This is a genomic window from Natronorubrum tibetense GA33, assembly GCF_000383975.1.
In the GTDB taxonomy this organism is placed as follows: domain Archaea; phylum Halobacteriota; class Halobacteria; order Halobacteriales; family Natrialbaceae; genus Natronorubrum; species Natronorubrum tibetense.
On record NZ_KB913017.1, the window covers coordinates 2743392 to 2769324 of the forward strand.

A 25933-nucleotide genomic window follows, 5' to 3' on the forward strand; every position below is an offset into this window, starting at 1 on the left:
TTCGCCGCGCTCAGAGCGCATCAATAGGGAACCCATGACATCGAAACCAACGGACGAGACCACAACGAGCAGTGCCGTCGAATCGGTCACCGACCTCGAGCGCCTTCGCGACCGTCCCGACGTTCAGTTTCACGACGAGACGGAATGCGTCGACAGCGAACTATTCGAAACGCTCGAGGGCCTGGACGATATGGCCGTCGTCGGCGTTACGAACGGCGATGGCGACGTCTTGCTGATGCGCGTCACCGAGGAGTGTGCGCGGAAACTTCCGACGCCGGAGGTCGGCCCCGGTGAGGACTACGCTGCAGCCGCACGGAACTGGGTCGAATCGCAAGCGGGCCTCGCGATCACGCTCGATTCGCTGGAGGGCGTGTGGTGCCACGAGGCGCGACTCGAGGGCACCGAACGAACGACGACGCGGGCCTTCGTCGTCTTCGGTGCCACGCCGGGAGTCGACGAGGACGGTGTCGTCGAGACGACGGCCGAACACCCCGAGGCACACGCTGTCGGCTGGTTCGCGGAACTTCCGGACGATGCAGCCGTGGCTCCGGGGACCCGTCTCTTCTTCGAGTGACGGCGATCCCTCGCGCAGACGAAACCGTGATGCGTACAGCCCGTCAACGGACCCCTAATGGACTGTAACCGGTGTGACGAGGAGGCAATCATGCACGCCGCCTACTCCGGGGCACACCTCTGTACCGATCACTTTCGGGAGTCGGTCGAAAAGCGGGTTCGCCGACGGGTCCGACGGGACGACCTCGTTCCCCACGGTGTCACACCCGAGGACCCCCTGACGTGGGTAATCGGCCTCTCCGGGGGGAAAGACAGCGTTGTCCTCACCGAAATCCTCCACGAGACGTTCGCGGAGGACCCCCGAATCGAACTCGTCGGGCTGACGATCCACGAGGGGATCGAGGGTTACCGAGACAAGAGCCTCGAGGCCTGCGTCGAACTGACCGACGAGCTCGGCATCCACCACGAGGTCGTCAGCTACGAGGAGGAGTTCGGGGTTCGGATGGACGACGTCGTCGAGGACGACCCCGAGAACATGGCCGCCTGCGCCTACTGTGGCGTCTTTCGTCGAGACCTGCTGTCGAACTACGCCGACGAACTCGAGGCAGACCTCCTGCTGACGGGCCACAACTTAGACGACGAGGCCCAGACGGCGATGATGAACTTCCTCGAGGGCGACGTCGAACAGATGGCGAAACACTTCGACGCCAGCCTCGGCCCCCTCTCCGAACGCGACGAGCAGGACGAGTTCGTCCCGCGGGCGAAGCCCCTGCGAGACGTCCCGGAAAAGGAAGTCGCCCTTTACGCACACGTCAACGACCTTCCGGCCCACATCACGGAGTGTCCCCACTCGAGCGAGGCCTATCGCGGCGAGATCCAGCAGTTGCTCTACGGGTTAGAGGAGAACCATCCCGGCACCCGCCACTCGATTCTCTCGGGCTACGAGGAGCTGGCCAACATCATGTCCGACGAGTTCAGCGGCGACGATGGGGCCAACCTGCAGGACTGTGCTGAGTGTGGCTCGACGACGACCCGCGAGGTCTGTCGGAAGTGCTCGCTGCTCGAGTCGCTCGTCTGATCGGAGCTGCAACCCGGCGGCTGTCACAACGCAGCGTCGCAGTGTGTACACGTCGTTCGATCCGGATCGTTCGGTGCGCCGCAGTCGGCGCAGTTCTTCGGCCGGCCGGCAGTCCCGTCGGCCGTGTCGGCCTCGCGGTCGGATTCCGTCGCGGACTCGAGCGGCGCACCACAGTTCGAACAGTGTCGAACCTTCCACTGGTCGTCCTCATGCTCGCCGCCGAAGGCGTCCGTATCGATCGCTTCGCCACAGTGCCGACAGTAGTTCGGGCCCTCGGAGCCGGAGTCAGAGCCGTCCCGCTGGGTCCGATTTCGGTACACCTGCACAGCACCGATCGCGAGCAACGGTCCGAAACCGAACAGCCCGATCGGCCCCATCGCGAGGAGCACCACGATCAGGAGGTAGCCAGCGGCGAGGAGTCCGACGACCTGGAGGGCGGTACGGAGGGACATACTGTATGGTGTTTATTGAATATCATTAAACAGTTTCGACCGAACAGATTCCCGGCCATCGACTCCGCAACCGGCCGGTCGATGGCGCTGGCGGTCGCTACCCCGTCGAACCGTCCGCACCGAGATACTTCCGCGCCTGCTTGAGGTCCGCCGGCGTGTTGACGTTCAGGTGCCAGCCCTCGAAGTCGACGCCGACGTACCGGTTGCCGTCGGCGATCAGGTCCTCGAGTGCGTCCGCGAGTTCGTACTCTCCGGTGTCGCTCCGCTCGACCGTGTGACACGCCTCGAACAACGTCCGGGCGTCGTGGGTCTGGACGCCACCGGCAATATACCCTGATTCGGGTTCGCTGGTCGAGGACTCGAGCGACCGAACCGTTCCGTCGTCGTCGAGCACGCAGCGGGCCGTCGTCTCGGCCTCGTTTCTTGCGACGCGATCGAGCAAGAGCGTTCCGTCGACGTCGGGTTCGTGATGGCGGTCGACGAGCCGGGAGAGATCGCAGTCGTCGTCGAAGACGTTGTCGCCGTTGACGGTCAGTACGTCGGTGGGGAGGGCTCCGTCCTCGTCCTCTTCAATGGTATCCGGATCAAAGACGCCGTAGCCCTCCTCGAACGCCGTACAAACCGCGTGGGCGAGTCCCTCCCGATCGTCTTGCACGGCATACCTGATCGGAACGCCATCGATCACGCTGCCGACGGTGTCGATCACGTCGCCGGCCCGATAGCCGACGACGATGACGATTCCGTCGACCCCGGCGTCGACAACCGAGCGCAGCGTCCGAACGAGCAGCGGTTCGCCCGCGATCTCGAGGAGCGGTTTCGGCGTCCGGTCCGTATACGGGCGTAAACGGGTTCCTCGGCCGGCGGCGAAGACGAGTGCGTGCATCGGATGGTCGGCGGGATAGTACACGACACGGGGTGTTGTGACTATCGGACTCGAGTTCTCGTAGGATCCGTCGCGAACGGCAAAAACGGCGGTCGAACGGCACGCAGGTGGTGTGTCGAGTGGTGTGTCGCGTACCGCTCGTCTGCCGTGACTGCAGTGGTGTGTCAGTCGCGCCGATTACCGGATGACGTCGACGCCGTTCTGTTTGTCGAGTTCCTCGCGGCCGCCGTCGCTGTGGGCGTTGAACTCGTTGTCGACGTTCTTGCTCGCGTCGAAGTCGGTGTTTTTGACGCCTTCGATGCTCTGTCGCGACTTGTCGGCCTGCTTCTGGGTCGTCGGACCGAGCACCTGTGCGCTCTGGACGCCGGTCATGATCGCCATGACGCGGACCTTGCCCTTGTAGTTCTCCTGGATCCGGGCGCCCCAGATCACGTTCGCCGAGGCCTCGAGGCGCTCGGTGATGTTGTCTGCGATTCCTTCGGCCTCTTTGAGGGTGAGGTCAGGACCGCCGGTGATGTGGACGAGGCCACCCGACGCGCCGCGGTAGTCGACGTCCAGCAGCGGGTGGTTCATCGCGTCCTTGACGACCTCGTCGGTCTTGTTCTTGTCCTGGGTCTCACCGACCAGCATGACAGCGACGCCGCCCTGGTTCATGATGGTGGACATGTCCGCGTAGTCCAGGTTGATCAACGAGGGTTGGGTGATGGTCTCCGAGATCCCTTTGACGGTTTCGGCGATGATCTGGTCCATCACCGAGAACGCCTTGCCGATTGGGAGGTTCGGGACGTAATCGAGCAGTCGGTTGTTGTCGAGGACGATGATCGAGTCGGCCTGGTCTCGCAGCTTCTCGAGACCCTCTTCGGCCTTGACCGTCCGGGCACGCTCGACGTTGAACGGCGTCGAGACCATCCCGACGACGATCGCACCCTGCTCTTTGGCGATTTCGGAGACGACGGGGGCGGCACCGGTACCGGTTCCGCCACCCATGCCTGCGGTCACGAACACGAGGTCTGCATCCCCGAGGACCTCTTTGACCGTGCCCTGGGCCATCTCGGTCGCGCGTTCGCCCATCGAGGGATCGCCGCCAGCGCCGAGCCCGTTCGTGAGCGACTTGCCGACGAGGATCTTCGTGTCGGCCTCGATCATCTTGAGGTGCTGTTTGTCCGTGTTGATCGCGACGGTGTCAGCCCCGTCGACGCCGATGTTGTACAGCCGGTTGATGGTGTTGTTACCGGCACCGCCACAGCCGACGATGACGATCCGCGGATCGCCGAACTCGTCGTCGTCCATGTCTTCCATCTCCCGGGACTCCTGTTCGGCGTTTTCGAGGGCGTCTTGTACGATGTCCTGCATCGTTACACCTTGGCCCAGTTTCGTTTGCCGGTCTGTTCGCTCGGTGCGTCCTGTTGTTCGTTGATCATCTCTCGGACGGCCGACCGGATCGCCTCGCTCCGGTTCGGGAACTCGCCCGAGTCGACCAACTGCTCTACCTCGTCGATCTGCTGCTTCGGAATTCGCAGTGTCACACGCTCCATAGTTGTATTCCCTTTGGGGTAAGACGGCGCGCGCCCCTGTCAGACGCGGCGTGTCTTACACGGAGTTGCCCGACATCGGGCGTTTTTCGGCGTTTGCCGACCGTTGTAAGACGACCGTCTTACGCGAATAAGTGAAATACTGGCATAGACAATAAAGCTTTCGTCGGACACGACTTTCTGTGTCTTACACGGGTCGTTATGTATGACTGTCTTGGCCGAGGACGTCTGCGGCCGGCGTTCGACGCCCACAGCCCGGACAGAACGCCCAGTCCGACCGAATTTCGTCGCCGCAGTCACAGAACAGTCGTCGCGAGGTCTTCTCGCCGCAGTTCGGACAGTAAACGTGGTCGTCGTCGACGTGTTCTCCACACTGGTCGCAGTGACTAGTCGGATCGTCCTCGAGCGACTGCGGCTCGTCGGCGTCCTCACGAGCGGGCCGTTTGGCCCCGTCGCCGTGAACGGCGTGGCCGTCTCCGCGCGCGTGTGCATCAGTCTGGACCCGCTGGTCGTCTCGAGCCGACCGCTCCGGAATCGGGCGGTCGTCCTCGAGTGAGACACTGATCGTGACGTCGCCCGTATTTCGTCCGCGCGTACGGGACTCCCGCAGTCGGCTCTCGTCGAGTCCGTACTCGTGGAGCCGATCCGCGAGCAGTTCGTCGACACGCGTTCGGATCAGGTCGTCGATGGCACCGGTTGACTCCGGCTCACCAATCGACGCACGCCCCGCACCTCGGTCGGCCCCCGTGGAGCCGTCGAGGTACGCTCGCAGCGCCTCACGCATCGCTTCGCTCTTCGATACGTCGAGGCGCTCGAGTTGCTCGACGAGGTCATCGTCGGCGCGGAACGTGATCTTGCTCATGTCCGAGATATACGTGGTATTGTAACTCTATCCATATCAATCATTCTACCGTATGCCAGCCGTCACACGCCTCCCGTCGCCGAGAATAACAACCCTTATGTTATCCAGAGCGGCTACGTTGAAATGCGACCGCCCTTAGCTCAGACTGGTAGAGCAGTCGACTGTAGATCGACTTGCCCCCCGTTCAAATCGGGGAGGGCGGATTTCTCCTGCGAACGACGTGAGCAGTGAGAAACCTATCCTGAGCCGATTTGAACACGGAAGTCGCAGCCGCCGAGCGAAGCGAGGCGGATCGTCTTCCAACTGTTCAAATCGGGGAGAAACAGCGTTCGAGCGGCCGTTCAAACGAAAGAGTTCTCGAGCCCCACTGCTGTGAGACACTCGTCTTACAGACCGATCTGCCGACTCGCCCGCCGGATCACTCGTCAGTTACGTCGTCCTTGAGGCCGAGAGCCGAGACCGACTTGTCGACGGGCGTAAACTCCAGGCTCCCGCACTGACAGCCGTCGCGTCTGCCGATGGGGCGGAAATCGTCCTCGGCGATCTCGAGAGCGGCATAGAGGGCACCGCATTCCTTACACATGGCGATACTCCGTCGGTTCTCGTCGCCGTCTGCCATAGCGTGGTGTCGAGTATCGAGAGATCACTCAAGAGTGTACTCGGAGGATGCAGGCGACAACACTCCTGTTACGAGTAGTGTGACAACACCCCGATGATGTCTCACGTGGGTGTGTTCGAACACAGGCGATCGCTGGCCGGCCGCTTTTCCGTCGGCCGCAGATACCACCGGTATGAGCAACGAGGGTCCGAGCCGCGACCGCGCACAGGATCGCGCCGAACAGCGCAAGTCCGAGCGGGCCGACGAGACCGAGTCGATCCTCGACGATGTCGAACGCCACCTCGGCGACCTCGAGTATCCCACCACGAGCGAGGAGATCGCCGCGGAGTACGGAAACGAACCGATCGACATGCCCAACGAGACGGAGTCGCTGGGGAGCGTCTTCGATCGGCTGGCGGGCGAGCAGTACGACACTCCCGAGGAACTCCGGGAGGCAGTCTACGGCGAGATCACCGGCCAGGCGGGGAGTCCGAACGAGGCCAACACCGAGCGAGATCTCACCGGTCTGGACGAGGAGAGTACGGGATCGATCGGCGAGAGCGGCGGCGACTCGCTCTGAGCCGGTGAGCTATAGTAGCCACTGCAAGTCATTGCATACCTGATCGCCAGACGGTTCGGCGATCAGTATGTAAATCGTTGCAGTTGTTACTATACAGGGTCTCGAGCGACGCCACGCCCGCCCCCGATCGTGATAGCAGAACCGATTTACGTCAGCGTCGTCTGTTCTCGAGTATGGATTACGAAGCGAGTCTCGACCGAGCGATGGACGATGTTCCGGACATCGGCGGCGACGAGGAACGACTGCAGATTCCGGACGCCGAGGCCCAGAAAGACGGCGCATTTACGCGCTTTACGAACCTCGGAGAGATCGCCGACGTGCTCTCGCGCGAGGACGAACACCTGCACCGATTCATCCAGCGAGAGATGGGGACCAGCGGTAAGTTCGAGGAGGGCCGCGGCCGGTACAACGGGACGTTCTCCGAGCAGGACTTCGATGTCGCCGTCGAGGCCTACATCGACGAGTACGTGCTCTGTTCGGAGTGTGGCCTGCCGGACACCCGTCTCGTCCGCGAGGATCGGACGCCGATGTTGCGCTGTGACGCCTGTGGTGCGTTCCGTCCCGTCACCAAGCGCTCGACGAGCAGCCAACAACAGCAGCAGGCCGACGCCGTCGAGGAGGGCAAGACCTACACCGTCGAGATCACCGGCACCGGCCGCAAGGGCGACGGTGTCGCCGAGAAAGGCAAGTACACCATCTTCGTCCCCGGCGCCGAGGAGGGCGACGTCGTCGAAATCTACATCAAGAACATCTCCGGCAACCTCGCGTTCTCTCGTCTCGCCTGATCGATCGGACGAGTCGGTTTCGATCGGTTACGCCGACGGATTTTCTGGGGTTCGCTCGTTTCCTGAGCGGCGGCTTCCGTCTGGAGGAGCTGTACGACTTTTTCATGCCCGATTCGGTATCGCTCGATTACGTCGCGTTCCCCGAGCTCCGAAAGGAGTCGGCTGGTCGTCCTCGACGATCAGCCGTACTCGTCGGTGAACCGGCACTGTTTGACCCGGCCACCGTGTTCGGTTACCACCGCGCGAACGCACGCTGCAGGCAAGAGGCGGTACTCGAGGATCTCACCGCGGCTCGTGGGTCCCGTCTCGGGATCGATGACGCTGCCCGATGTCGATCGATCCGTCGCTCGGTGACGTGTGCCGGGCGTCGATTCGCCGTCAACGGTCCGTTCGGTGTGCGCTCCGCTCTCGGTTGCGGGGTCCAACGATCCGATCGCCTCGAGTCCGCGCCGAACGAGATGACGGAGTCTGTCGACCAGGATGAAGGGTGGTCGTCGATGGCCCACGGTGGCTGAACGAGGCCATTGAGGATTGACAGAGATATTCACAGCACCATCCAATAGCGATGGCAGGCGGCACACGGTGGATCGCGAAATTAAAGAGAGCTTGTGCTAGTCACACGTACGTGGGAGTATCGTTCGACCTCTTCGGGACGCTCGTGACCGCCGACAGACCGACCGACCCGGCCGCAGCCGTCGCGACCGAACTCGAGAAGCGAGATGTCGATGTGCCGGACGACTGGGCTGACGCCTACGCCGAGCCACACGTCGACGCGCCCGAGGGTGCGGAGGTGCCGTTGCCCGCTCACGTCTCGCACGCGCTCGCGAGCCGCGGGGTCAGCTACGAGCACAACGCGGTTCGACGGGCGATCGTTGCCGCGTTCGATCCCGACGTCGAGACCAGAACCGGTGCCAGAGGGGCCGTCGACGCCGCCAGCGAGCGAGGTCCCGTCGCGATCTGCTCGAACTGCAGCGTCCCGGAACTGGTCGGTCGGACGCTCGTCCGATCCGCGTTTGACCGCGACGAGTTCGACGCCATCGTGACGAGCGTCGGCTGTGGCTGGCGCAAACCCGCCGCCGAAATCTTCGAACTCACCGCCGCCGAGCTCGATGTCGACCCCGACCAACTCGTCCACGTCGGCGACGATTCTCGGACCGACGGCGGAATCGAGGCAGTCGGCGGGACCGCGCTGTTGCTCGAGGAACATCCACTCGAGACGATCCCCTCGAAGCTGGCGGTGCCCTCGGAGTCAGAGGAGTCATGACCGCGCGACTGGACGGGGACGGTGTGAGCGGAGCGCGCCACCTCGCCGAGCCCCGGGAGGGACGACCGTGATACTGACGACGATCGCGCTGTTCGGACTGGCGTTCAGCCTGGACCTGTTGATCGGCGAGCCCCCGAACGCGCTCCATCCGGTGGCATGGTTCGGCCGTCTGGTCGACACGCTCGACAGGGAGTGGGCCGATACCGACGGTGGCCAGCGACTGGCTGGTGTCGGGATCGCCCTTTTTGCACCGTTGATTCCGGCCGTTGTCGCGGGTGGATCCGTCGTCCTGGCGAGTGCAGCGTCTCCGCTCGCGGGTGCGATCGTCGCCGGCCTCGTGCTCTTTCTGACCACGAGCCTGCGCTCGCTGCTCGAGTTGACGCAGACGGTCGTGGCCGCAACCGACGTCGGTGACGAGTTCCGTACCGGTGGGAGCGACGTGGCCGGCACCGACGGACGGGCTGCCGACACTGACGAACGGACTGCTGACACTGACGGACGGGCTGCCGACACCGACGGAACGACTGACGTTACCGACGACGGCCTCGAGACGGCCCGCGATCGGGTCCGCGGCCTCGTCGGTCGTGATACCTCGACGCTCTCGCCTGCTGAAATCCGCAGTGCAGCCGTCGAGAGTGTCGGCGAGAATCTTGCAGACGGCCTGGTCGCAACGTTGCTTCCGTTCGCTCTGCTTGCCCCGGTTTCGCTGCCGGCGGCCGCGGCGGCCGCGGCGTGGGTCAAGGGCGTCAACACGTTGGACTCGATGCTCGGCTACCCCTCGAAACCCCACGGCACCGCCAGCGCGCGACTCGACGATCTCGTGATGTGGCTCCCCGCCCGAATCACCGCGATCGCGATCGCCGTCGCCGGAGCCGACCCGTTCGCGGTGCTTCGCGCACGCGAGTGGGCGCGTGATCCGCCGTCGCCCAACTCGGGATGGCCAATGGCGACCCTCGCCTGCGCGCTCTCAGTTCGACTTACCAAGCCGGGCGTCTACGATCTGAACACCGCCGCCGACCTGCCGACCGTCGACGACGGCGACCGAGCCGTCTCCGTGGTCGGACTGGCCGCCGTTCTGTCGGTGCTCCTCGCTATCGCTCTCGCCGCGGGGGTGGCGATCGCCGTGACGACGCTCGAGGGAACGCAGGTTGAACCGGCGGTCGTCGGCACGCTCCTCGAGCCGACTGCAGACACTGCTATCGAGACGGTTACGCGGCTCCTCCGGGAGGTGAGCCGATGAGCCGGCTCGCCGCCGTCCGCGGTGCGCTCGGCTTCCTGACGCGGCTGCCAGTCGGCCATCACGACGGCGATTGGGAGGCGTTTCGCACGCGGCCGGCGGCGTTCCCCGTCGTCGGGTTCGTCGCTGGCGCGATCGCGGCGATTCCGTTGCTGGCGACCGAGACGCTAGCCGCGCCGACCGTCGCGTTCGGTTATTTGCTCGCGGTGTACGCCGTAATGGGAATCCATCATCTCGACGGCGTGGCAGATCTGGGCGATGCGCTCGTCGTCCACGGCGACGCTGACCGCCGCCGCGAGGTTCTGAAGGACACGACGACGGGCGTCGGCGCGGTGCTCGCGGTGGCAGTCACCGTCGCGGGGCTCGCACTGGCCGGTCTCGGACTCGCCGGACTCCCCGTCTTCGTCGCGGTTGCCGTTGCGATCGCCGCCGAAGTCGGGACGAAACTCGGGATGGCGGCGATGGCGTGTTTCGGTCACGCGAGCCACGACGGTATGGGACGGCAGTTTACGACCGCGGCCGTCCCAACATCGTTCGTCGCACCCGCCGGCGTCGCGCTCCCGGCAGCCCTCCTCTCCTGGCCCCACCCGGTCGCTGCGGTCGCGCTCTCGGGAGCCGTCGCCGGCGTTGCCCTCCCCTGGTACTGGGCGAACCGCCACCTCGGCGGTATCAACGGCGATGTCTTCGGTGCGGCCAACGAGATCGGCCGCGTCGCCGGCGTCCATCTGGGGGTGATCGCGTGGACGCTATCGTAATGTGCGGCGGGAAGGGCACCCGACTCGAGAGCGCCCACGAGAAGCCGCTCCACCCGATCGACGGCGTCGCGATGGTCGATCGGGTGCTGGCGGCGCTCGAGTCAAGCCGCGCGGAGACGGTCTACGCCGCCGTCTCGCCGGACGCCCCGAAAAGCCGCGCTCACCTCGAGTGTGGCGACGGCGAAACCCCAAGCGTGACGATCCTCGAGACGGCCGGCGACGGCTACGTGGCTGATCTGATGACTCTCCTCGATCGACCCGCCATCTCGCCGCCAGTGCTGACCGTCGCCGCGGATCTCCCGTTGCTCGAGGCACCCGTTATCGACCGCATCCTCGCTACTCACGGCGAGTGCGACGTCTCGCGGACTGTCTGCGTCCCCGTCGCGCTCAAACGCCGGCTCGGCGCGAGCGTCGACTCGACGCTCGAGCCCGAAACTCACCTCGCGCCGACCGGAGTCAACGTCGTCGGCGACGCATCCGATTCCCAGACTATGACAGACGTACACTACGACCCACGACTCGCAATCAACGTGAACCGACCCGAAGACGCTCGTCTCGCGGCGAACGAACTACAGCGTCCCGGCGCGGAGGAGCGATAAGATGCGCGTGATCCTCCCCGCCGGCACGACCGAGACCGCGCTGATCGACGGTATCAGCGCCGCCGGAGCGTCACCGGACCTGATGGAACACACGCCCTCTGCGGATGTCGAGATCCTCGCGTACGGCAAGCCGACGATGGCTCCCGTCACGCCGGTGAGTCCGAACGGCTGTCCGACGCCGGCCGCGGTGACGCGAGCCGTCCGCGAGGTGATCGACTTCGACGTGTCGGTCGTCGACGCGGGTCTCGCACAGCCGACGGGCGCACCGACTGTCGGTCTCGGCGTCGAGCCGGGAGCAGATATCCGCAATACCGTCGCCGTCCCCGACGCACAGGCGATTTTCGACCGCGCCCACGCCTACGGCGCGAGCCTGCCGGACGACGAACTTCTGGTCGGCGAGACGGTCCCCGGCGGCACGACGACCGCACTCGGCGTCCTCACCGCACTCGGCGAGCCGGCCGGCGTCTCCTCGTCGCTGCCGAAAAACCCCATCGAGCGCAAACGGCAGGTCGTCGACGAGGCCCTCACCGCGAGCGGCGGTTCGGCCGGGAGCTTCGACGGCCGCCCGATCGAGGCGATCCACGCCGTCGGCGACCCCGTGCAGGCGACCGTCGCAGGGATCGCCGCCGGCGCGCTCGAGTCGGGTATCGACGTCACCCTTGCCGGCGGCACCCAGATGGTGGCCGTCGCAACCGTCTTACGCCACGCCGGCGTCGACGCGCCGCTGTCGATCGCGACCACCTCGTTCGTCGATCGCGAGCAGGGCGACCGGCTCGGCGAGGCCTGCTACCGGCTGAACTGCGCGTTGACCGTTACTGATCCCGGCTTCGACGCGCGCGAGCACGTCTCCATGGCGCGTTACTGCGCGGGCGTGGCCAAGGAGGGCGTCGCGATGGGCGGCGCGCTCTCGCTCGTACCCGACGACCGAATGGAGGCGGTGCTGGATCGATTCGAGGCGGTTTGCGGACGTCTCGGCATCGAAGACGAGGACGACGGGAACGGGAGCGGAAACGGAAACGCAGACGACCCCGCGAACTCGAGCCCGGAGGATGATCGTGCACCCTGACTCGATACGAACCGGGGACCGCGTCCCCCACGGCGGCGAGACCGACCGGACCGTCCTTGACTTCTCGGCTAACACGAATCCGTACACGCCCGACGGCGTCGAAGCGGTGTACGAAGGTGCGCTCGAGGCGTCCCGCAGGTACCCCGACGACGACTATCCCGACTTCCGTGCCGCCGCGGCAACGTTCGTCGACTGCGAGCCGGAACGCGTGATCCCAACACCCGGCGGACTGGCCGCGATTCGACTGGCGATGGAGTGCACCCTCGAGCCCGGCGACGAGGCCCTGATTCCGTACCCGAGTTTTGGCGAGTACGCTCGCGAGGTGCGGCTTCAGGGTGCATCGCCCCGATTCGTCTCGCACGACGAGCTACTGGCGGTGGGCGACGGGCTGCTTGAGGAGTGTCGGCTCGCGGTGGTCTGTACGCCGAACAACCCCACCGGGGAGGCGGCCGACCCGGACGCGCTAGCGGCGTTCGCGGCCCGCTGTGGAGAGGCGGGAACGACGTTGTTAGTCGACGAGGCGTTTCTCGGCTTCACGGACCTCCCGTCGGCGGCCCGACTCGAGGCCGAGCACGTGATCGTCGCCCGTTCGTTGACCAAGCTGTTCGGCCTGCCGGGTCTACGAGCGGGATTTGCGGTCACGACCGGCGAGCAGCGCGATGCGCTCGAGACGGCCCGTCGAGCGTGGTCGCTCGGCACGCCGGCCGCGTGCGTCGGTGCGCACTGTTTGCGCCAGGACGCGTTCGTCCGCGAAACCCGGAAACGCGTCGAACGCGAGCGCGAGCGGATGCGCCAGGCGCTCGAGGGACGGTTCGATGTCGTGCCGTCTGATGCGCCGTACCTGTTGTGTGACGTCGGCGACCGAAGTGTCGACGACGTAATCGCGTCCGCCCGCGAGGACGGTGTCGCCATCCGCGACGCGAGGACCTTCCGGAGCCTCGAGTCGCACGTCCGCGTCGCCGTCAAGGACCGAGAGCGAAACGACCGGCTGCTCGCGGCGCTCGGGGTGCTCGAGGACGGCGCACGTCGTGTCGACGCGGGCGACGACACCGACGAGGGGACGACATCCGAATGATGGATTCCGATCCAGCGTACGGTTCAGTTCGTCGGGACGGCGTCCTCCGGGTACACCGGCCCGAAACCGAATGGCTCTCTACTGGGTGGAACGGCGGCCGCCGAACGGCCGACTGCGCGTACAACGTCTCGGTACCCGAGGGATGGGACCGGACGGATCTCGGGGCGTACGTCGACGAGCGCCTCGAGGCGGCGGGATTCGATCGCGGCAGCGACCGCCCGGTCTTGCTTACCGGCGTCGAACAGTCCGACGCCCGCGGGGCCCAGTACGGTCCCGTCACGGCCTACGCGACAGCCGGCATCTCGAATCCGGCCGCGTTGCCGATGGACCCCGACGAACAGTCGGTGGTCGACGACTCGGCTTCGGACTCGCGCTCCCACTCGGGACCCGGAACGGTCAACGTGATCGTCGGGACGACGCGGGCGCTCGCACCCGGCGCGCTGGCGAACCTGATCGCCGTCGCCGCGGAGGCGAAGGCCGCGACGCTGCTCGCCGAGACCGGGTTTCCCGGCACGACGACGGACGCAATCGTCGTCGGCCACGATCCGTCGGGCGAGCGCGTCGAGTTCTCCGGAAGCGGCACCGATGTCGGCGCGGCAACCCGCGCCTGCGTTCGGGAGGCCGTCTCCGCCTCGCTTCGGGCCCACTACGAGGATCGCGACGAGACCCTTCCCGACTCGTTCGCGGACGCGACGTACGGCGTCTCGACCGACGTTCGGGCGACAGTGTTCCGACCGACGCGGTGAGCGCGCTGTCACGTTCCGCCTCGAAACGTTAACCCGTCTCGAGGCGAACATCCCGACAATGGCCGGGGACGAAGCCGACGATCCGACGGCGATCCGTTCGCTCGCGCTCTCGCCGGCGGACGCCGCCGACGCCTACGCGTATACCCAGGAGAATCCGGGCGAGGCCGTGCTCCGGGTGACGCCGCCGTTTCACGGCCGGATGCGGGCACGCATCCACGTGTACCACCTCGACGACACCGAACTGACCGGTGCCGTTCACGTCGCCCCGGCGGCCGTCATCGCCGACGACGTCGTCGCCGACTATCCTACGCTCGAGACCGAACTCGAGGATGTCGATCCGAGCGAAACGGATCGCGTTCGAAAGCGACACGGCGAGGCGGTCGCGGCGTGGCAGGAACGCGCGCGGGAGGCGATCGTCGACGAGATCACGCTCGAGACCGACGGCGGACCCCATTCGGTCGAGATCAAACGGGTCGGGTAGCGCGACCTGAACTGAGATCCGTTCTCGGCGCGCCTCTCGATTATCCGCGGCATACGCACGCTGTCCTGCACTTTCACTTTCACTCTGGGTGGATCGGATTAACGTACTATCCGTCTTATTGACTGGTATGGCACTGATCGTCGACCGGAGTGAGGACCGAACCGAGCAGACCGAAAGCACCGACACGGCAACCACACTCGAGCCGGAGCCTGAACGACGCCGTATCGACGTCACCGACCTACACGCCGCCGGAATCGAGGAGTTCGTCGAGTCGAACGTCGACACCGAGTTCGTCTCACTCGAGCACCGTGGTACGCGGACCTATCTCGTCCTCGAGGACTGAGCGAAAACCACGCCGCGAATCGGTCGGACGCACGACTGGTACCCCCACCGTTTTCACCGGGACCGTGGGAGGTGGGCGCATGACCGACACTCGAGATCGAGAGGGTGGACGCTCGCGCGGTCCGACGACGCGGCGACGCGTCCTCGGGAGCGGCGCCGGCCTCGTCGGTATCACTGGTGTCGCCGGAGTCGACCACTCGTCGGCATCACTGGTGTCGCCGGAGTCGACCACTCGTCGGCAGGTGGGACGGGCCGCGGGACCGAGTCGGGCGGCGACGAGACGCCCCCTCGAGTCGACACGACGCAGGACGACTCCGCTGCAGACCTGCCACTGATCGACGCGCACACGCACCTGATACCCGAGCAAACGCTTGATCGGGATCCGTTGAGCGCCAACGAACTGGTGGCGTGGATGGACGCCCACGGCATCGATTACGCGGTTGTTCAGGCGCTCGATTCGCCCGAGAGCTATCCCGTCCAGGCGCCGAGCTGGTGGGTCCTCGAGCAGGTCGAGGCGTATCCCGATCGGCTGCTCGCCTTCTGTACGGTCGATCCCCGAACGCTGGTCTACGAGGAGGATTTCGGGGCCGTAACGGAGCTTCTCGAGCGATACGTTGAGCGCGGCGCGCGCGGCTTCGGCGAGCTCAAAGCCGGACTGGCGATCGATGATCCGCGGCTCGAGCGTCTCTACGAGCTGTGTGCCGACCACGAGCTCCCGATCCTCTTTCACACCGACGAGAAGGCGATGATGGACGAGGTCGGACTGCCGCGACTCGAGGACGTGCTAGCCTCGTTCCCGTCGGTCGACTTCGTCGCCCACGCCCACGCATGGTGGGCCCACATCTCCGCGGATGTAAGTTGGGAGGACCGGGGCGACTACCCGTCGGGGCCGATCGAACCCGGCGGGCGCGTCCCCGAACTGCTGTCCGAGTACGAGAACATCTACGGCGACGTCTCGGCCGGTTCGGGCTGGAACGCGCTCACACGCGACGAGGAGTACGCTCAGGGGTTTCTCGAGGACCACCACGAGCAGTTGGTGTTCGGGACGGACTTCCTCGCTCCGGACCAGGAGGTGCCACAGCTCGAGCTGTTCGACCGGTTCGAGCTGTCGACGGAGGCGTGGGCGAACGTCCGGTATCGAAATATCGAGGAACTCCTCCGGTGATATCCGGGGCGAAGCCGGATCAGAAGCGTTGGAGTCGGATTTCGTCCGCCGTTACCTCGTCGACGTATTCCTCGTCGAGCTGGTAGTTCTCTATCCCGTCGGCGGCCTCTCGATCCCGCCGGAGTCACGATTTGATCGAGTCGGTCATCTCGGCTCCGGGCTCGACGTAGGCGACGCCCGCGTCGACGTCCTGGACGACGCCGATTTCCTTTCCGTTCGTGTTGACGACCGGCTTTCCCTCGTCGTCGACCGTGAAGGTGGCGCACATACTTCCCCGTTATCGAGCGAGGAGGATGTCATATGTGCCTGTGTTCGTCAGTCGACGTGATCGACGGCGAGATGGAACGATGGGCCGATCCGTCTCGAGTCGAGACCGATTCGACCGGAGCGGGACCGAACCGATATCACTACTGTTCTGGACTCGAGACCGCCGATAATGAAACTCGCGCGGATCGCGACGGACGACGGACCAGTCAGTGGCCAGTATGAGGACGGCGTCGTTCACGGGGACGACGGCGTGTACGAAGTCGGCGTCGACGGAACCTTCCTGCCGCCCTGTGACCCCTCGGCGCTGTACTGCGTCGGTCGGAACTACGCGGCGACGCTCGATCAGATGGAGTACGAACGGCCCGACGAACCCGACTTCTTCATCAAGCCGCCGGCCTCGGTGCTGGGCCACCGGGACCCCATTCCCTACCCCGATTTCACTGGCGAACTCACCTACGCCGGCGAACTCGCGGCGGTCATCGACGAACCCTGCCGAAACCTCTCGGCAGACGAGGTGTCGGACGTCGTGCGCGGCTATACGATCATGAACGATATGGACGCGCTCGATCAGCAGGGTCGAACCGCCCGCAAGGCGTTCGACGGCTCCGGCCCGCTCGGACCGTGGATCGAAACCGCGGTCGACCCCACGGGAATCGACATGTGGACCGACGTGGCGGGCGAACGTCGACAGGAAGCCAACACCGAACTGATGCTGTTCGGTCCCCACGAGATCATCTCGTATCTCTCGCGACGATTTACCTTCCGACCCGGCGACGTAATCGCGTTCGGGAGTCCCGCCAACCCCGGACTGGTCGAACCCGGTGACACCGTCGAGATCACCTACGACGGTGTCGGGACGCTTCGAAACACGATCGTGGACGCTGCGTCCGTCGACGATTAGGAGGGGGCCACCGACGCAGAAACCCCGGTTTCTTGACGCGTGTCTTATACGCCTGTGACCCGTTGTCCCAGTCGATGACCGAGACCATCTACGTCAGTCGGAAGGACCTCACTTCGCGGGAGATTCTGCGGGAACTCGGAAACGGGAACCGCGTGATCATCGAGGTCGAAATCCTCGGCAAGACGTTGCGGATGGCACTTCGTCGTCAGGGAGAAACCTACTACTGCGACACGCCGATGAAACTGCTCACGTTCGAAAGCGAGGAGGAGATGCGTCAGTGTCTCGAGCGGTATCGACTCGCCAGAGCGGACTCCGCCGACGAATCCGACGAACGCGAAGAAACGCCGCCCTCCGTCGGCGAGTGAGGTGCCGTCCGCGGTCTCGATCGCGGCGCGGGGATTCCCAACGTATAGGTCGTTCCCTGCCGTCCCTTTACTATCCGATGACCGATCCCGATCAGGGCATGGAAGCGCTGATGCTCGTCGACAGCCCGGAGTTCGAGCGGATAATGGAGTGTGTCTTCGGGATTCAGCCCCACGAAACGCGCACGTATTTTCGGCTCCTCGAGTTGCCGGGAAGTACGGTCTCCGAACTCGCGGACGCCCTCGAGCGCGACAGGAGTAACGTAAACCGCTCGCTTTCCACCTTGTGTGAGACAGGGCTGGTGGAGCGAGAGCGCCGACTCCTCGAGGGCGGCGGCTACGTCTATCAGTACTTCGCCGTACCCGTACCCGAGGCACAGGAGTCGATGCACGAGGCGGTCGACGAGTGGGCGGAGACCGTACACGGACGCATTGACGAGTTCGGTCCGTGAGCGGGACGACCGCGAGTTGGCTCGGGCGGGGAGCCGCTCAGAGCGTCCAGCATCTCAGCCACCGATCGGCAACCGCCGAACGCTGGATCGACAGAGTGGGCACCGATCCTGTTACGGTTGCATCCACGAACTGACTCCCGGTAATTCTGCTGATCGTAACCAGCTACTGACTGTCGTATTCCAGACACTGGCTTTTCTCACGACGATACCGCCGTGCTGTCAATTTTTCCGGCGACGTACACCTGACTCACGAGCAGCAGGCCGATTCCCACCGGTAACAACCAAGCGAACATGGTCAACATGAGACCACTCGCCTGGATTCCAAGGGCGATCAGCACGACAGGACCACAACAGATCGTTCCGGACAGCAGCGCCGGAAACGAGGCCAGAAGCCCCGATCCAGCGCCAATGCCACAGGCGGCCGGCTGTACGACCGCGAGATACGTCAGGCCGAGATTGACGCCGACGAGGCCGGCAAGGAGGAGTCCGATGGCTACGTTCACCGGCGACACCAGAATCCGAACGACACCAGTATCGACCATTGCGACGGCCTCGAACGATGCCGGACCGGTTCGGTCGAACATCCGGCCCAGCGGATCGTCGACCACGATCAGATCGGCCGCCACGTCAGGTCGAACTGCGAGGTCGCCGACGGCCCAGAGGAACGCGACGAGGTAGCCGATCATCACGACGGTTGCGACCGCCAGCGAGTCGTATCGACGGACGACGAGCAGCGTTGCGGCTTTCGTCTCTCGGATCCGTGACCGTGGGCGCAGCCGCTTGGTAAGTCGGCCGATGGCGCTCATTCGTGGACCACCGTAGACGGGTAGTAGCCGTACCAGGCGAACCACATCGCGTCGAAACCGATCTCTCGCTCGAGGGGAAGTGAGTCGGGTTCGTGTGGTTCGCCGTCGACGCCAACTCCTCCGCCGTCCGCCTCGACCGATCTTTCGTCCGGGTTTCGATACACGTATCCCGTGTCGAGGGACCCGTCGTAGACCGTCACGTACGACGTTTCACTCATCGTCCCGTTGACGACCAGCCGCTCACGCAAGGTCTCCTTGGGGACGGCCATCGCGCCATCGGCAGTCCGGACTCCGATGACGACCGCTTTCATTGGGAACCGATCGTCGGTCTCCAGCGGGCTGAACAGCGTATTTTCGTTCTCGTAGTACCCGCTCCGCGGATTGTATTCCCCGTAAGGGTCGTCGCCGTAGTTGCGGATGTGGCCGGTGTCTTCTGTGAGGACGACTGTCTCCGGATACTGCTCGCGCCAGCGATCCCACGTCGTCCAGATCACCTGAAACTCCTCTAGGTACTCGCCTTCGTGTGGACCGCGGATACCCAACGCGAGTATCTGGGGCCACCACGTCTCCGTCCCGCGGTCGAACATGACGAGGTTGCTGTTGATCAACCGGCCGGAGACGCCGAGTTCGCTCTCGCCACGGTAGAATCCCTGTGCCGTCCCGGTCAACGGGCAGTAGGTCACCGAAACCGACTCTCCGCCAACGGTGTCGTTGACGATCTCGTGCCACACGAGGTTGTATTGCGGGTAGGCCTTCGCGTCCCCGTTCAGTTCGACGCCGAAGACCGGATCGCCTCCGTCGAGGTTTGCTGGTGGAGTGTCGGACGAAGCGAACTGCGGATCGTCGACCGAGGGGATTCCGTCCTGGCCCGGTCCACCGGATAGATTCGCTTCGTTCAGTTCTTCGATCGTGTACTCCTGGGGAAGCAACCGGTCAACCGTCGGTGGACCGGTGGTCACAGCGTTTTCGTCGTCCGTCACACGACCGAGGATGCCGGAATTACCGAGACAGCCTGCGACGGCAGCCAGACCGACAGCCGCCGCGGAACCGAGAACGTACCGTCTAGAACTGCCGTTCGTTGTGGGACTGTCTCGCATACGCATCGGTAGGCTCGGCTTCGAAATAACCCGATGGCGGCTGTGTACCCGGCACACACACCCGCTGTCGACCCGTACGACGAGCACTCATTGCGGCAATCGCTATCGGGAAACCGTCAATGAGATCGATCTTGATGGGTGGCCCGATGACGGCAGTTTCAAATCCTATTCTCGACGGGTTTGACGTCGTGTAGCGTATGGCAACGAGTATGAGTGTTGATCGACCCGGACACGGAAACCGATTCAGAGAAACTGCACGTCTGGACAGGAACGGCCGGCTAGTTACGAGAATCACATCGGTAACGGGCACGCGCTCGAGTCGACTGTTCGGCTGTCAGTCGCTCAGTAACTGCCCCTATATAACTGATATGGGCTGTGCGCGGCGCATACATCACCGCCATAGGGACATTATCCGATGGCCCGTTCGTTCGCTTGTATGTCACGCAATACCACTCGAGCGATCGACCGGCGACGTGTAATTCAGGCGCTTGGTGCAGGCGGCGCGATCGCACTTGCAGGCTGTCTCGGCGGTGACGATGAAACGGCGGATGACGCAAATGGTGATGACGAGGAGGTGAACGATGACGAAGAAGAAATAAACGGCGACGAGGAGGAGACCGACCTCGCGAGCCTGGATCCCACTCCGGAGGGCGAGTCGCTCTCCGAGGACGACATCCACGCGCTCGTCGATCTCTTCGACGACCAGCCGATGAACGAGGACCAGCACGAAGTCGAAGGCGACGACCGGGAGTACACCCCGCGACACGTCTGGATGTGGGTCAGCGACGAGAACCTCATCGGGCTCCATTTCAACGAGCCGAATCCCGAGGACGCGACCGAACTCGACTATATCACGATCGGACAGAAGGGGCTCTTTACCGAGGAAAGCCAGCCCAGCGAGGAGTTCTCGCACTTCCACAAGCACACGGCCGACGGCTGGGAGGACGGCCACGGAGGCGAAACGGGCGACGAAGGCTACTGGCTGACTCACATCGCGGTTCGGGAGATCGAGTACCCGTTCCACGACGAGCCGATCGAGCCGCAGGTCGACTACGGCTTCATGCCGACCCCGCCCGAGGAGGGAAGTGAGGGACACGAGACGGATTGGGAAGCCCCCGACGGCGGCGAGGGGGATCTCTCGGACGACCAACGCGACGCGCTCATCGAAATCTTCGACGACCACTGGACGAACGAGGACCAGCAAGAAGCGCCCCACGGCACGCCGGCACACCTCTGGAAGTGGGTCAGCGAGGAGACCTTCCTGTTGCTCCACTTCGACGAGCCAGCCGTCGAGGAAGCCGACAATCTCATCTACTTCGGGATCGGCCAGCGCGGGCAGTTCACGAGCGACGACATCCCGGCGGGACAGGCCGACGAGTTCACGCACTTCCACAAGCACGAGGCCGACAGCTGGGACGCGGGTCACGGCGGACAGGACGCCGAGCAGTGGGGTGCCTGGCTCGTCCACCACGCCACCCGCGACCACGAGATGCCGTGGGGTGAGGTCGAGGTCGGCATCGATCGCGAGTTCATGCCCACCGAACCGCCCCAGTAACTCATGGACACACACCGTCTGAGCCGTCGACGACTGCTCGCGGTCGCCGCCAGCGGGAGTGCCCTGTCCGCGACCCTCGCCGGCTGCCTCGGAGAAAGTGACGGCGGAAGCGGTGACGACGAGGCCAACGACGACGAAAACGGTACCGACGACGCCGCAGACGACGAGGACGTCGTCGAAATCGTCACTCGAGAAGGCGACGAGGACGAAGACGAACCGAACTTCGTGTTCGATCCCGACCACGTCGAAATCGAACCCGGTACGACCGTTCGCTGGATCAACACCGACGGCGTCTTCCACACCGTTACGTCGACTGACTCGCTCGAGGACAAATCACCGAGCGAGGTGTTCGACGAGACCCTCAGCAGTGAGGGTGACGAATTCGAGTGGACGCCCGAGGAGGAGGGTGTCCAGCACTACTACTGCGAACCCCACGCCGAGTTCATGGACGGGACGATCGAAATCGGCGACGGTGATCCAGACGAGACCGACCCTGACGAAGACGATAGCGAAGAGGACACGGCCGACGACAACGGCGAAGTCGACGAGGAGTTCGTCGATATGACTGGCGAAGATAGCATCGAGATCGAGACTCGAGCAGGCGACGACGACCAGGGCGAACCAAGCTTCGTCTTCGATCCCGCGTTCGTCCGTCTCGACGAGGGGACGACCGTTGAATGGGTCAACACCGACGGCGTCTTCCACACCGTCACGTCGGCCGACTCGATCGACAGCCGCAGCGGTGGTGGCGACGAATTCGACGCGACGATCGCCAGCGAGGGAGATACGTTCGAGTGGGATGCCGAGGAAACCGGCACGCAGCCGTACTACTGCTCGCCCCACGCGGGCTTTATGTACGGTGCACTCGAGACCGAGTGACGCTCCCCGTCGCCGTTCGCCGCGGTCCCCGCTGGCGCGGTCCGCCTGCGAGCAGAAACACACTTCCGCGCGCACCCCCTCCGAGCCGATGTGAGCGCTGATGCGACGCGACGCGTCGAAGTCTACCCCGACCGAGAGGTCGTCGTCGAGTTCGATCCCGACCTCACCTTCGAGTGCGTCGAAGAGTGTACCTGGTGTTGCCAGCACGGGGTCTTGCTCTACGATCAGGACTTACTCGAGTTAGCCCAGCGAGCGAACCTCGCCGAGACCACGACCGACTTTCGCGGCGAGAAGTTCGTCACCCGCGAACAGAAGAATCGGGACGACCACGTCGCGGACGACGGTTGTGCCTGTGCCTTCCTCCGCGAGGACGGCCTCTGCTCGCTGCATCTCGAGGAGGACTGGAAACCGACCAGGTGCTCCGTCTTCCCGCTCGGCGTCTGGCTCGAGGACGGCGACCTTCACGTCGACATTCGGGACTCGGCCCACGAGCACTGCGAGGGACTGGACGTCAGCGACCGGAGCGTCATCGACAACCTCGAGGCGTTTCTGCCGGAGGTGCTGTGGGAACTCGAGAACCCGGATTCGGATCGAGAGCTGTAGCGCCGTTTTCCGTTCCGAAGTAACGACCTCCACACAGGTAACCCGGCAGAACGGTTACAGTTTGGTTAGGTGTCTGAATGGTTACGGTTGGGTCAGATGTTACCACGGCTCTCCAATGTTTTAAACGTCTGCCTCACGTAGTGAGACTGTGACAGAAGAATCCGGGCGACGGAATCTCCGTATGCCCAACAGCGATGAAGTATTCGCCGTCGTAACCGAACACCTCGGAGGGAACCACGTGCAACTCCGCTGTGAGGACGGCGAGGAACGGCTCGGCCGCATCCCAGGTCGCATGAAGTACCGCACCTGGATCGAACAAGACGACATCGTCGTCGCCGAGCCATGGGACTGGCAAGACGAGAAGGCCACAATCGAGTGGCGCTACACCAGCCAAGACGCAGATCAACTGCGTCGCGAAGGCCACATCGATTGAACCTCGGTTCCGGCCACTAAACGAGATTTCTCCGCGCACTCTGCGACACTGAGCGACGGCGTTCGCGCTGTTCGGACTGACCGCAATGTTCTCTCGATCGAAACGGCTTCTGCGGCGAGTCTAATCCGTCCGAGCCTCGCCTGTAGTTCGAACCAATAAACCAATGGCTGCGATAGCAATTCACCGCGTCGCCTGCTTCCAGGTTCGAAGGTCGACCACCGTTCCGTCGATCGCGTCCGGATCGGCGTCGGTCGCCGCCCAGACGAACATTCCCGTGATGGATTCCGGATCACGTCCCTGGCCGCCCGAGAGCGCCGTCGCAACCTGCCCGAGATCCAGACAGCCAACGGTGTAGTCGGTGTCGGCGGCGAACCCGCGAGCCACCGCCTCGGCGGTCGCCTTCGAAATCGCGTACGAGCCGTAGCCCGATTTGGCTTCGCGAGCGACAGCCCCCGTCGGGACGAGCACGCGAGCGCCGTCGTTCAGGTGGGGCAACGCCTCGAGGATCGTTCCGAAGACCCCGCGGGCGTTGATCCGCCAGTGATCGTCGAACGCCGAGTACGACTCGCCGTCGGTCGGCGTACTCCCTGGGTTCCCGTGATAGACGCCTGCCGCGGGGACAACGACATCGATTCCACCAGACGGACCGGTCCGCGACGCGGTTTCGACGAGTCGCTCGAGGTCGAACTCGTCGCGCACGTCGGTCCGGAGCCCTGCCGCGGCGGCATCCGTGCTCTCGGACGACTCGAGCCGGTCTTCGAGTGCGTCGACCGTTTCCGCCACGCCGTCGCCGTCTCGAGCGCCGACGACGACCGTTGCACCCTCGTCGACGAACGTTTCGGCGACGGCGCGTCCGATCCCGCGAGTTCCACCGGTGACGACCGCTGTCGTTCCGTTCATACGGGCCGTACGGGTGGCTGACACAGATATCCATCGACGACAACGACCACTCGTTCGCTTCGTGCTTGCACGGCGTTCCTGCCGCAACTCGAAATTGCGGTCCCCTACGTAGGTATGGCGTACGTTTATGACCACGCCGACAGTCACGGTGATATATGCAATCGCTGGCCGACGAGTCCGTCGTCGTGATCGGGGCCGGCGTCGGCGGGCTCTCGACGGCCTGTTACCTCGCGAATCGGGGTGCCGACGTCCACGTCATCGAAAAGAACGAACAGCTCGGCGGCCGTGCGAGTCGGCTCGAGGAGGATGGCTTCCGGTTCGACATGGGTCCGTCCTGGTACCTCATGCCCGACGTTTTCGAGCGTTTTTTCGCCGAGTTCGATCGCACGCCGTCGGACTACTACGAACTGACTCATCTCGACCCGCACTACCGACTCTTCTTCAAGGATGGCGATCAGGTCGATATCACGCCCGACCTCGAGCGAACGAAGGCCGTCTTCGAGGAGTACGAGACGGGTGCGGGCGACGCGCTCGAGCGCTACCTCGACAAATCGCGGGAGAACTACGAGGTAGGGATGGAACACTTCGTCTACGAGGACCGGGAGCGGCTGCGAGACTACGTCGACCTCGACGTGGCTCGGCAGGCCCGCGGTCTCTCCCTGTTGGGGTCGATGCAGGGCCACGTCGAGAACTACTTCGAACATCCGAAACTCCAGCAGATCATGCAGTACACGCTGGTGTTCCTCGGTGGCTCGCCGACGAACACGCCGGCGCTCTACAACCTGATGAGCCACGTCGATTTCAACCTCGGCGTCTGGTATCCCGAGGACGGCATCGGCGGCGTCATCGACGGGATCACGGAACTGGGACGCGAACTGGGCGTCACGTACGACACCGACCGACCGGCGACGGCGATCAAGGGTCGCGAGGGGGCGTTTCTCGTCGAGACTCCCCGAGGGCCGCTGCGTCCCGATCTGGTTGTCAGCAACGCCAGTTACGCCCACACCGAGCAGGAACTGCTCCCGGCCGAACGGCGGGGCTACGACGCCGACTACTGGGAGTCGCGAACCTACGCTCCCTCCGCCTTCTTACTCTACCTCGGGGTCGAGGGCGAGGTGGATGAACTGGCTCATCACACCCTGGTCCTCCCGACGGACTGGCAGGGACACTTCGACCAGATCTTCGAGGACCCGCAGTGGCCCGACGACCCCGCCTACTATTGCTGTGTCCCCTCCGAAACCGACGACACGGTCGCTCCCGACGGCCACAGCGCCCTATTCGTGCTCGTGCCAATCGCGCCGGGGCTCGAGGACACGCCCGAGATTCGTGAAACCTACCGCGAGAAGATTCTCACGGACATCGCCACGAACACCGGCGAAGAGCTACGCGATCGGATCGTCTTCGAAGAACAATTCTGCGTCCGGGACTTCGCCGATCGATACAACAGCTACGACGGGACGGCACTGGGGTTGGCCCACACGCTCCGACAGACCTCGCTCTTCCGGCCGCCCCACCGGGCGAAGGGCGTCGACGGACTCTACTTCGTCGGCGGCGACACCACGCCCGGGATCGGCGTCCCGATGTGTCTCATCAGCGGCGAACTGACCGCAGAGAAGGTACTCGAGGACCACGGCCAGTCGGGAGAACAGTGATCCAGCGAGCGAT

General features: G+C 64.4%; 33 protein-coding genes and 1 tRNA gene. 23 read left to right on the forward strand and 11 right to left on the reverse strand.

What is annotated here, in order from left to right:
- Nucleotides 1–34 precede the first annotated feature (34 nt).
- Together NATTI_RS0114255 and ncsA are read left to right on the forward strand one after the other, a co-directional pair.
- Complete coding sequence (locus NATTI_RS0114255) at nucleotides 35–574, forward strand: NUDIX domain-containing protein (RefSeq protein WP_006090137.1); 540 nt, start codon at nucleotides 35–37, stop codon at nucleotides 572–574.
- A gap of 57 nt (nucleotides 575–631) precedes the next feature.
- Nucleotides 632–1591, forward strand: a complete 960-nt coding sequence (gene ncsA, locus NATTI_RS0114260) for a tRNA 2-thiolation protein NcsA (protein WP_006090138.1) — start codon at nucleotides 632–634, stop codon at nucleotides 1589–1591.
- Nucleotides 1592–1614: 23 nt separating this feature from the next.
- Here the strand turns inward: ncsA and NATTI_RS0114265 are convergent, their stop codons facing one another.
- From NATTI_RS0114265 to NATTI_RS0114285, 5 genes are all read right to left on the reverse strand, one after another.
- On the reverse strand, nucleotides 1615–2043 hold the full coding sequence (locus tag NATTI_RS0114265) for a zinc ribbon domain-containing protein (protein ID WP_006090139.1): 429 nt from the start codon (nucleotides 2041–2043) through the stop codon (nucleotides 1615–1617).
- 97 nt (nucleotides 2044–2140) lie between these two features.
- Entirely contained in the window at nucleotides 2141–2926 is a 786-nt protein-coding gene (locus NATTI_RS0114270) for a sugar phosphate nucleotidyltransferase (RefSeq protein WP_027119172.1), read from the reverse strand.
- 177 nt (nucleotides 2927–3103) lie between these two features.
- Nucleotides 3104–4279 carry a cell division protein FtsZ gene (ftsZ, locus tag NATTI_RS0114275; protein WP_006090141.1) on the reverse strand — a complete coding sequence of 392 codons (1176 nt, stop codon included), beginning with the start codon at nucleotides 4277–4279 and terminating at the stop codon, nucleotides 3104–3106.
- Between the two features lie 2 nt (nucleotides 4280–4281).
- Nucleotides 4282–4461 (reverse strand): ribbon-helix-helix domain-containing protein, encoded by a 180-nt coding sequence (locus tag NATTI_RS0114280; RefSeq protein ID WP_006090142.1) that lies wholly within the window; start codon nucleotides 4459–4461, stop codon nucleotides 4282–4284.
- A gap of 196 nt (nucleotides 4462–4657) precedes the next feature.
- Entirely contained in the window at nucleotides 4658–5320 is a 663-nt protein-coding gene (locus NATTI_RS0114285; RefSeq protein ID WP_006090143.1) for a double zinc ribbon domain-containing protein, read from the reverse strand.
- A gap of 129 nt (nucleotides 5321–5449) precedes the next feature.
- Here NATTI_RS0114285 and NATTI_RS0114290 point away from each other — a divergent pair.
- Nucleotides 5450–5523: transfer RNA gene (locus NATTI_RS0114290), tRNA-Tyr, on the forward strand.
- Between the two features lie 215 nt (nucleotides 5524–5738).
- On the opposite strand, the gene NATTI_RS0114295 is transcribed toward NATTI_RS0114290, so the two are convergent.
- Nucleotides 5739–5939 (reverse strand): hypothetical protein, encoded by a 201-nt coding sequence (locus NATTI_RS0114295; protein WP_006090144.1) that lies wholly within the window; start codon nucleotides 5937–5939, stop codon nucleotides 5739–5741.
- A 172-nt stretch (nucleotides 5940–6111) separates the two neighbouring features.
- Between NATTI_RS0114295 and NATTI_RS0114300 the strand changes: the two genes are divergently transcribed.
- Together NATTI_RS0114300 and NATTI_RS0114305 are read left to right on the forward strand one after the other, a co-directional pair.
- On the forward strand, nucleotides 6112–6498 hold the full coding sequence (locus NATTI_RS0114300; RefSeq protein WP_006090145.1) for a DUF5789 family protein: 387 nt from the start codon (nucleotides 6112–6114) through the stop codon (nucleotides 6496–6498).
- A 173-nt stretch (nucleotides 6499–6671) separates the two neighbouring features.
- Nucleotides 6672–7283, forward strand: a complete 612-nt coding sequence (locus tag NATTI_RS0114305) for a translation initiation factor IF-2 subunit beta (RefSeq protein ID WP_006090146.1) — start codon at nucleotides 6672–6674, stop codon at nucleotides 7281–7283.
- 179 nt (nucleotides 7284–7462) lie between these two features.
- Here the strand turns inward: NATTI_RS0114305 and NATTI_RS0114310 are convergent, their stop codons facing one another.
- Nucleotides 7463–7708: a hypothetical protein gene (locus NATTI_RS0114310; RefSeq protein WP_241434326.1), complete on the reverse strand. Its 246-nt coding sequence runs from the start codon at nucleotides 7706–7708 to the stop codon at nucleotides 7463–7465.
- Between the two features lie 200 nt (nucleotides 7709–7908).
- Between NATTI_RS0114310 and NATTI_RS0114315 the strand changes: the two genes are divergently transcribed.
- From NATTI_RS0114315 to NATTI_RS0114365, 10 genes are all read left to right on the forward strand, one after another.
- Nucleotides 7909–8547, forward strand: a complete 639-nt coding sequence (locus NATTI_RS0114315; RefSeq protein WP_006090148.1) for an HAD family hydrolase — start codon at nucleotides 7909–7911, stop codon at nucleotides 8545–8547.
- 67 nt (nucleotides 8548–8614) lie between these two features.
- The gene (locus tag NATTI_RS0114320) at nucleotides 8615–9787 is read left to right on the forward strand and encodes a CobD/CbiB family cobalamin biosynthesis protein (RefSeq protein ID WP_006090149.1); all 1173 of its coding nucleotides are present in this window, start codon (nucleotides 8615–8617) and stop codon (nucleotides 9785–9787) included.
- Nucleotides 9784–10539: an adenosylcobinamide-GDP ribazoletransferase gene (gene cobS, locus NATTI_RS0114325; RefSeq protein ID WP_019991903.1), complete on the forward strand. Its 756-nt coding sequence runs from the start codon at nucleotides 9784–9786 to the stop codon at nucleotides 10537–10539. Before NATTI_RS0114320 ends, cobS begins: the two co-directional genes overlap by 4 nt.
- Nucleotides 10539–11138 carry a GTP--adenosylcobinamide-phosphate guanylyl transferase gene (locus NATTI_RS0114330; protein WP_006090151.1) on the forward strand — a complete coding sequence of 200 codons (600 nt, stop codon included), beginning with the start codon at nucleotides 10539–10541 and terminating at the stop codon, nucleotides 11136–11138. The genes cobS and NATTI_RS0114330 overlap by 1 nt, the downstream gene beginning before the upstream one ends.
- A gap of 1 nt (nucleotide 11139) precedes the next feature.
- Entirely contained in the window at nucleotides 11140–12204 is a 1065-nt protein-coding gene (locus NATTI_RS0114335; RefSeq protein WP_006090152.1) for a nicotinate-nucleotide--dimethylbenzimidazole phosphoribosyltransferase, read from the forward strand.
- The gene (locus NATTI_RS0114340; protein ID WP_006090153.1) at nucleotides 12188–13279 is read left to right on the forward strand and encodes an aminotransferase class I/II-fold pyridoxal phosphate-dependent enzyme; all 1092 of its coding nucleotides are present in this window, start codon (nucleotides 12188–12190) and stop codon (nucleotides 13277–13279) included. The genes NATTI_RS0114335 and NATTI_RS0114340 overlap by 17 nt, the downstream gene beginning before the upstream one ends.
- On the forward strand, nucleotides 13276–14025 hold the full coding sequence (locus NATTI_RS0114345; RefSeq protein WP_027119173.1) for an adenosylcobinamide amidohydrolase: 750 nt from the start codon (nucleotides 13276–13278) through the stop codon (nucleotides 14023–14025). The genes NATTI_RS0114340 and NATTI_RS0114345 overlap by 4 nt, the downstream gene beginning before the upstream one ends.
- A gap of 58 nt (nucleotides 14026–14083) precedes the next feature.
- Entirely contained in the window at nucleotides 14084–14506 is a 423-nt protein-coding gene (locus NATTI_RS0114350) for a hypothetical protein (RefSeq protein ID WP_006090155.1), read from the forward strand.
- 127 nt (nucleotides 14507–14633) lie between these two features.
- Entirely contained in the window at nucleotides 14634–14849 is a 216-nt protein-coding gene (locus NATTI_RS0114355; protein WP_006090157.1) for a hypothetical protein, read from the forward strand.
- A gap of 204 nt (nucleotides 14850–15053) precedes the next feature.
- Nucleotides 15054–16013 carry an amidohydrolase family protein gene (locus NATTI_RS0114365; protein WP_162832108.1) on the forward strand — a complete coding sequence of 320 codons (960 nt, stop codon included), beginning with the start codon at nucleotides 15054–15056 and terminating at the stop codon, nucleotides 16011–16013.
- Nucleotides 16014–16137: 124 nt separating this feature from the next.
- On the opposite strand, the gene NATTI_RS27020 is transcribed toward NATTI_RS0114365, so the two are convergent.
- A complete protein-coding gene (locus tag NATTI_RS27020; RefSeq protein WP_006090162.1) occupies nucleotides 16138–16281 on the reverse strand; it encodes a PRC-barrel domain-containing protein in 144 nt (47 codons plus the stop codon).
- 168 nt (nucleotides 16282–16449) lie between these two features.
- Here NATTI_RS27020 and NATTI_RS0114380 point away from each other — a divergent pair, with 168 nt between their 5' ends.
- The 3 genes from NATTI_RS0114380 (at nucleotide 16450) to NATTI_RS0114390 (ending at nucleotide 17995) form a co-directional block, all read left to right on the forward strand.
- The gene (locus NATTI_RS0114380; RefSeq protein WP_006090163.1) at nucleotides 16450–17181 is read left to right on the forward strand and encodes a fumarylacetoacetate hydrolase family protein; all 732 of its coding nucleotides are present in this window, start codon (nucleotides 16450–16452) and stop codon (nucleotides 17179–17181) included.
- Between the two features lie 74 nt (nucleotides 17182–17255).
- Nucleotides 17256–17546, forward strand: coding sequence for a hypothetical protein (locus NATTI_RS0114385; protein WP_006090164.1), 291 nt, complete (start codon nucleotides 17256–17258; stop codon nucleotides 17544–17546).
- Nucleotides 17547–17623: 77 nt separating this feature from the next.
- The gene (locus tag NATTI_RS0114390) at nucleotides 17624–17995 is read left to right on the forward strand and encodes a helix-turn-helix domain-containing protein (protein WP_006090166.1); all 372 of its coding nucleotides are present in this window, start codon (nucleotides 17624–17626) and stop codon (nucleotides 17993–17995) included.
- A gap of 197 nt (nucleotides 17996–18192) precedes the next feature.
- Here NATTI_RS0114390 and NATTI_RS0114395 read toward each other — a convergent pair whose 3' ends face one another.
- Nucleotides 18193–18801 (reverse strand): hypothetical protein, encoded by a 609-nt coding sequence (locus tag NATTI_RS0114395; RefSeq protein ID WP_006090168.1) that lies wholly within the window; start codon nucleotides 18799–18801, stop codon nucleotides 18193–18195.
- Nucleotides 18798–19898, reverse strand: coding sequence for a DUF3179 domain-containing protein (locus tag NATTI_RS0114400; RefSeq protein ID WP_006090170.1), 1101 nt, complete (start codon nucleotides 19896–19898; stop codon nucleotides 18798–18800). Before NATTI_RS0114400 ends, NATTI_RS0114395 begins: the two co-directional genes overlap by 4 nt.
- 436 nt (nucleotides 19899–20334) lie before the next feature.
- On the opposite strand from NATTI_RS0114400, the gene NATTI_RS0114405 reads away from it, so the two are divergent.
- The 4 genes from NATTI_RS0114405 to NATTI_RS0114420 all read left to right on the forward strand — a co-directional run bounded on the left by NATTI_RS0114405 (nucleotide 20335) and on the right by NATTI_RS0114420 (nucleotide 23368).
- Nucleotides 20335–21453 carry a hypothetical protein gene (locus NATTI_RS0114405; RefSeq protein ID WP_006090171.1) on the forward strand — a complete coding sequence of 373 codons (1119 nt, stop codon included), beginning with the start codon at nucleotides 20335–20337 and terminating at the stop codon, nucleotides 21451–21453.
- A 3-nt stretch (nucleotides 21454–21456) separates the two neighbouring features.
- Nucleotides 21457–22332, forward strand: coding sequence for a cupredoxin domain-containing protein (locus NATTI_RS0114410; RefSeq protein ID WP_006090173.1), 876 nt, complete (start codon nucleotides 21457–21459; stop codon nucleotides 22330–22332).
- Between the two features lie 90 nt (nucleotides 22333–22422).
- Nucleotides 22423–22935, forward strand: a complete 513-nt coding sequence (locus NATTI_RS0114415) for a hypothetical protein (RefSeq protein WP_006090174.1) — start codon at nucleotides 22423–22425, stop codon at nucleotides 22933–22935.
- A gap of 148 nt (nucleotides 22936–23083) precedes the next feature.
- The gene (locus NATTI_RS0114420) at nucleotides 23084–23368 is read left to right on the forward strand and encodes a translation initiation factor eIF-1A (protein WP_076609512.1); all 285 of its coding nucleotides are present in this window, start codon (nucleotides 23084–23086) and stop codon (nucleotides 23366–23368) included.
- Nucleotides 23369–23548: 180 nt separating this feature from the next.
- Here NATTI_RS0114420 and NATTI_RS0114425 read toward each other — a convergent pair whose 3' ends face one another.
- Complete coding sequence (locus tag NATTI_RS0114425) at nucleotides 23549–24268, reverse strand: SDR family NAD(P)-dependent oxidoreductase (protein ID WP_006090177.1); 720 nt, start codon at nucleotides 24266–24268, stop codon at nucleotides 23549–23551.
- A gap of 155 nt (nucleotides 24269–24423) precedes the next feature.
- Here NATTI_RS0114425 and NATTI_RS0114430 point away from each other — a divergent pair, with 155 nt between their 5' ends.
- Complete coding sequence (locus NATTI_RS0114430) at nucleotides 24424–25920, forward strand: phytoene desaturase family protein (RefSeq protein WP_006090178.1); 1497 nt, start codon at nucleotides 24424–24426, stop codon at nucleotides 25918–25920.
- Nucleotides 25921–25933: the final 13 nt, after the last annotated feature.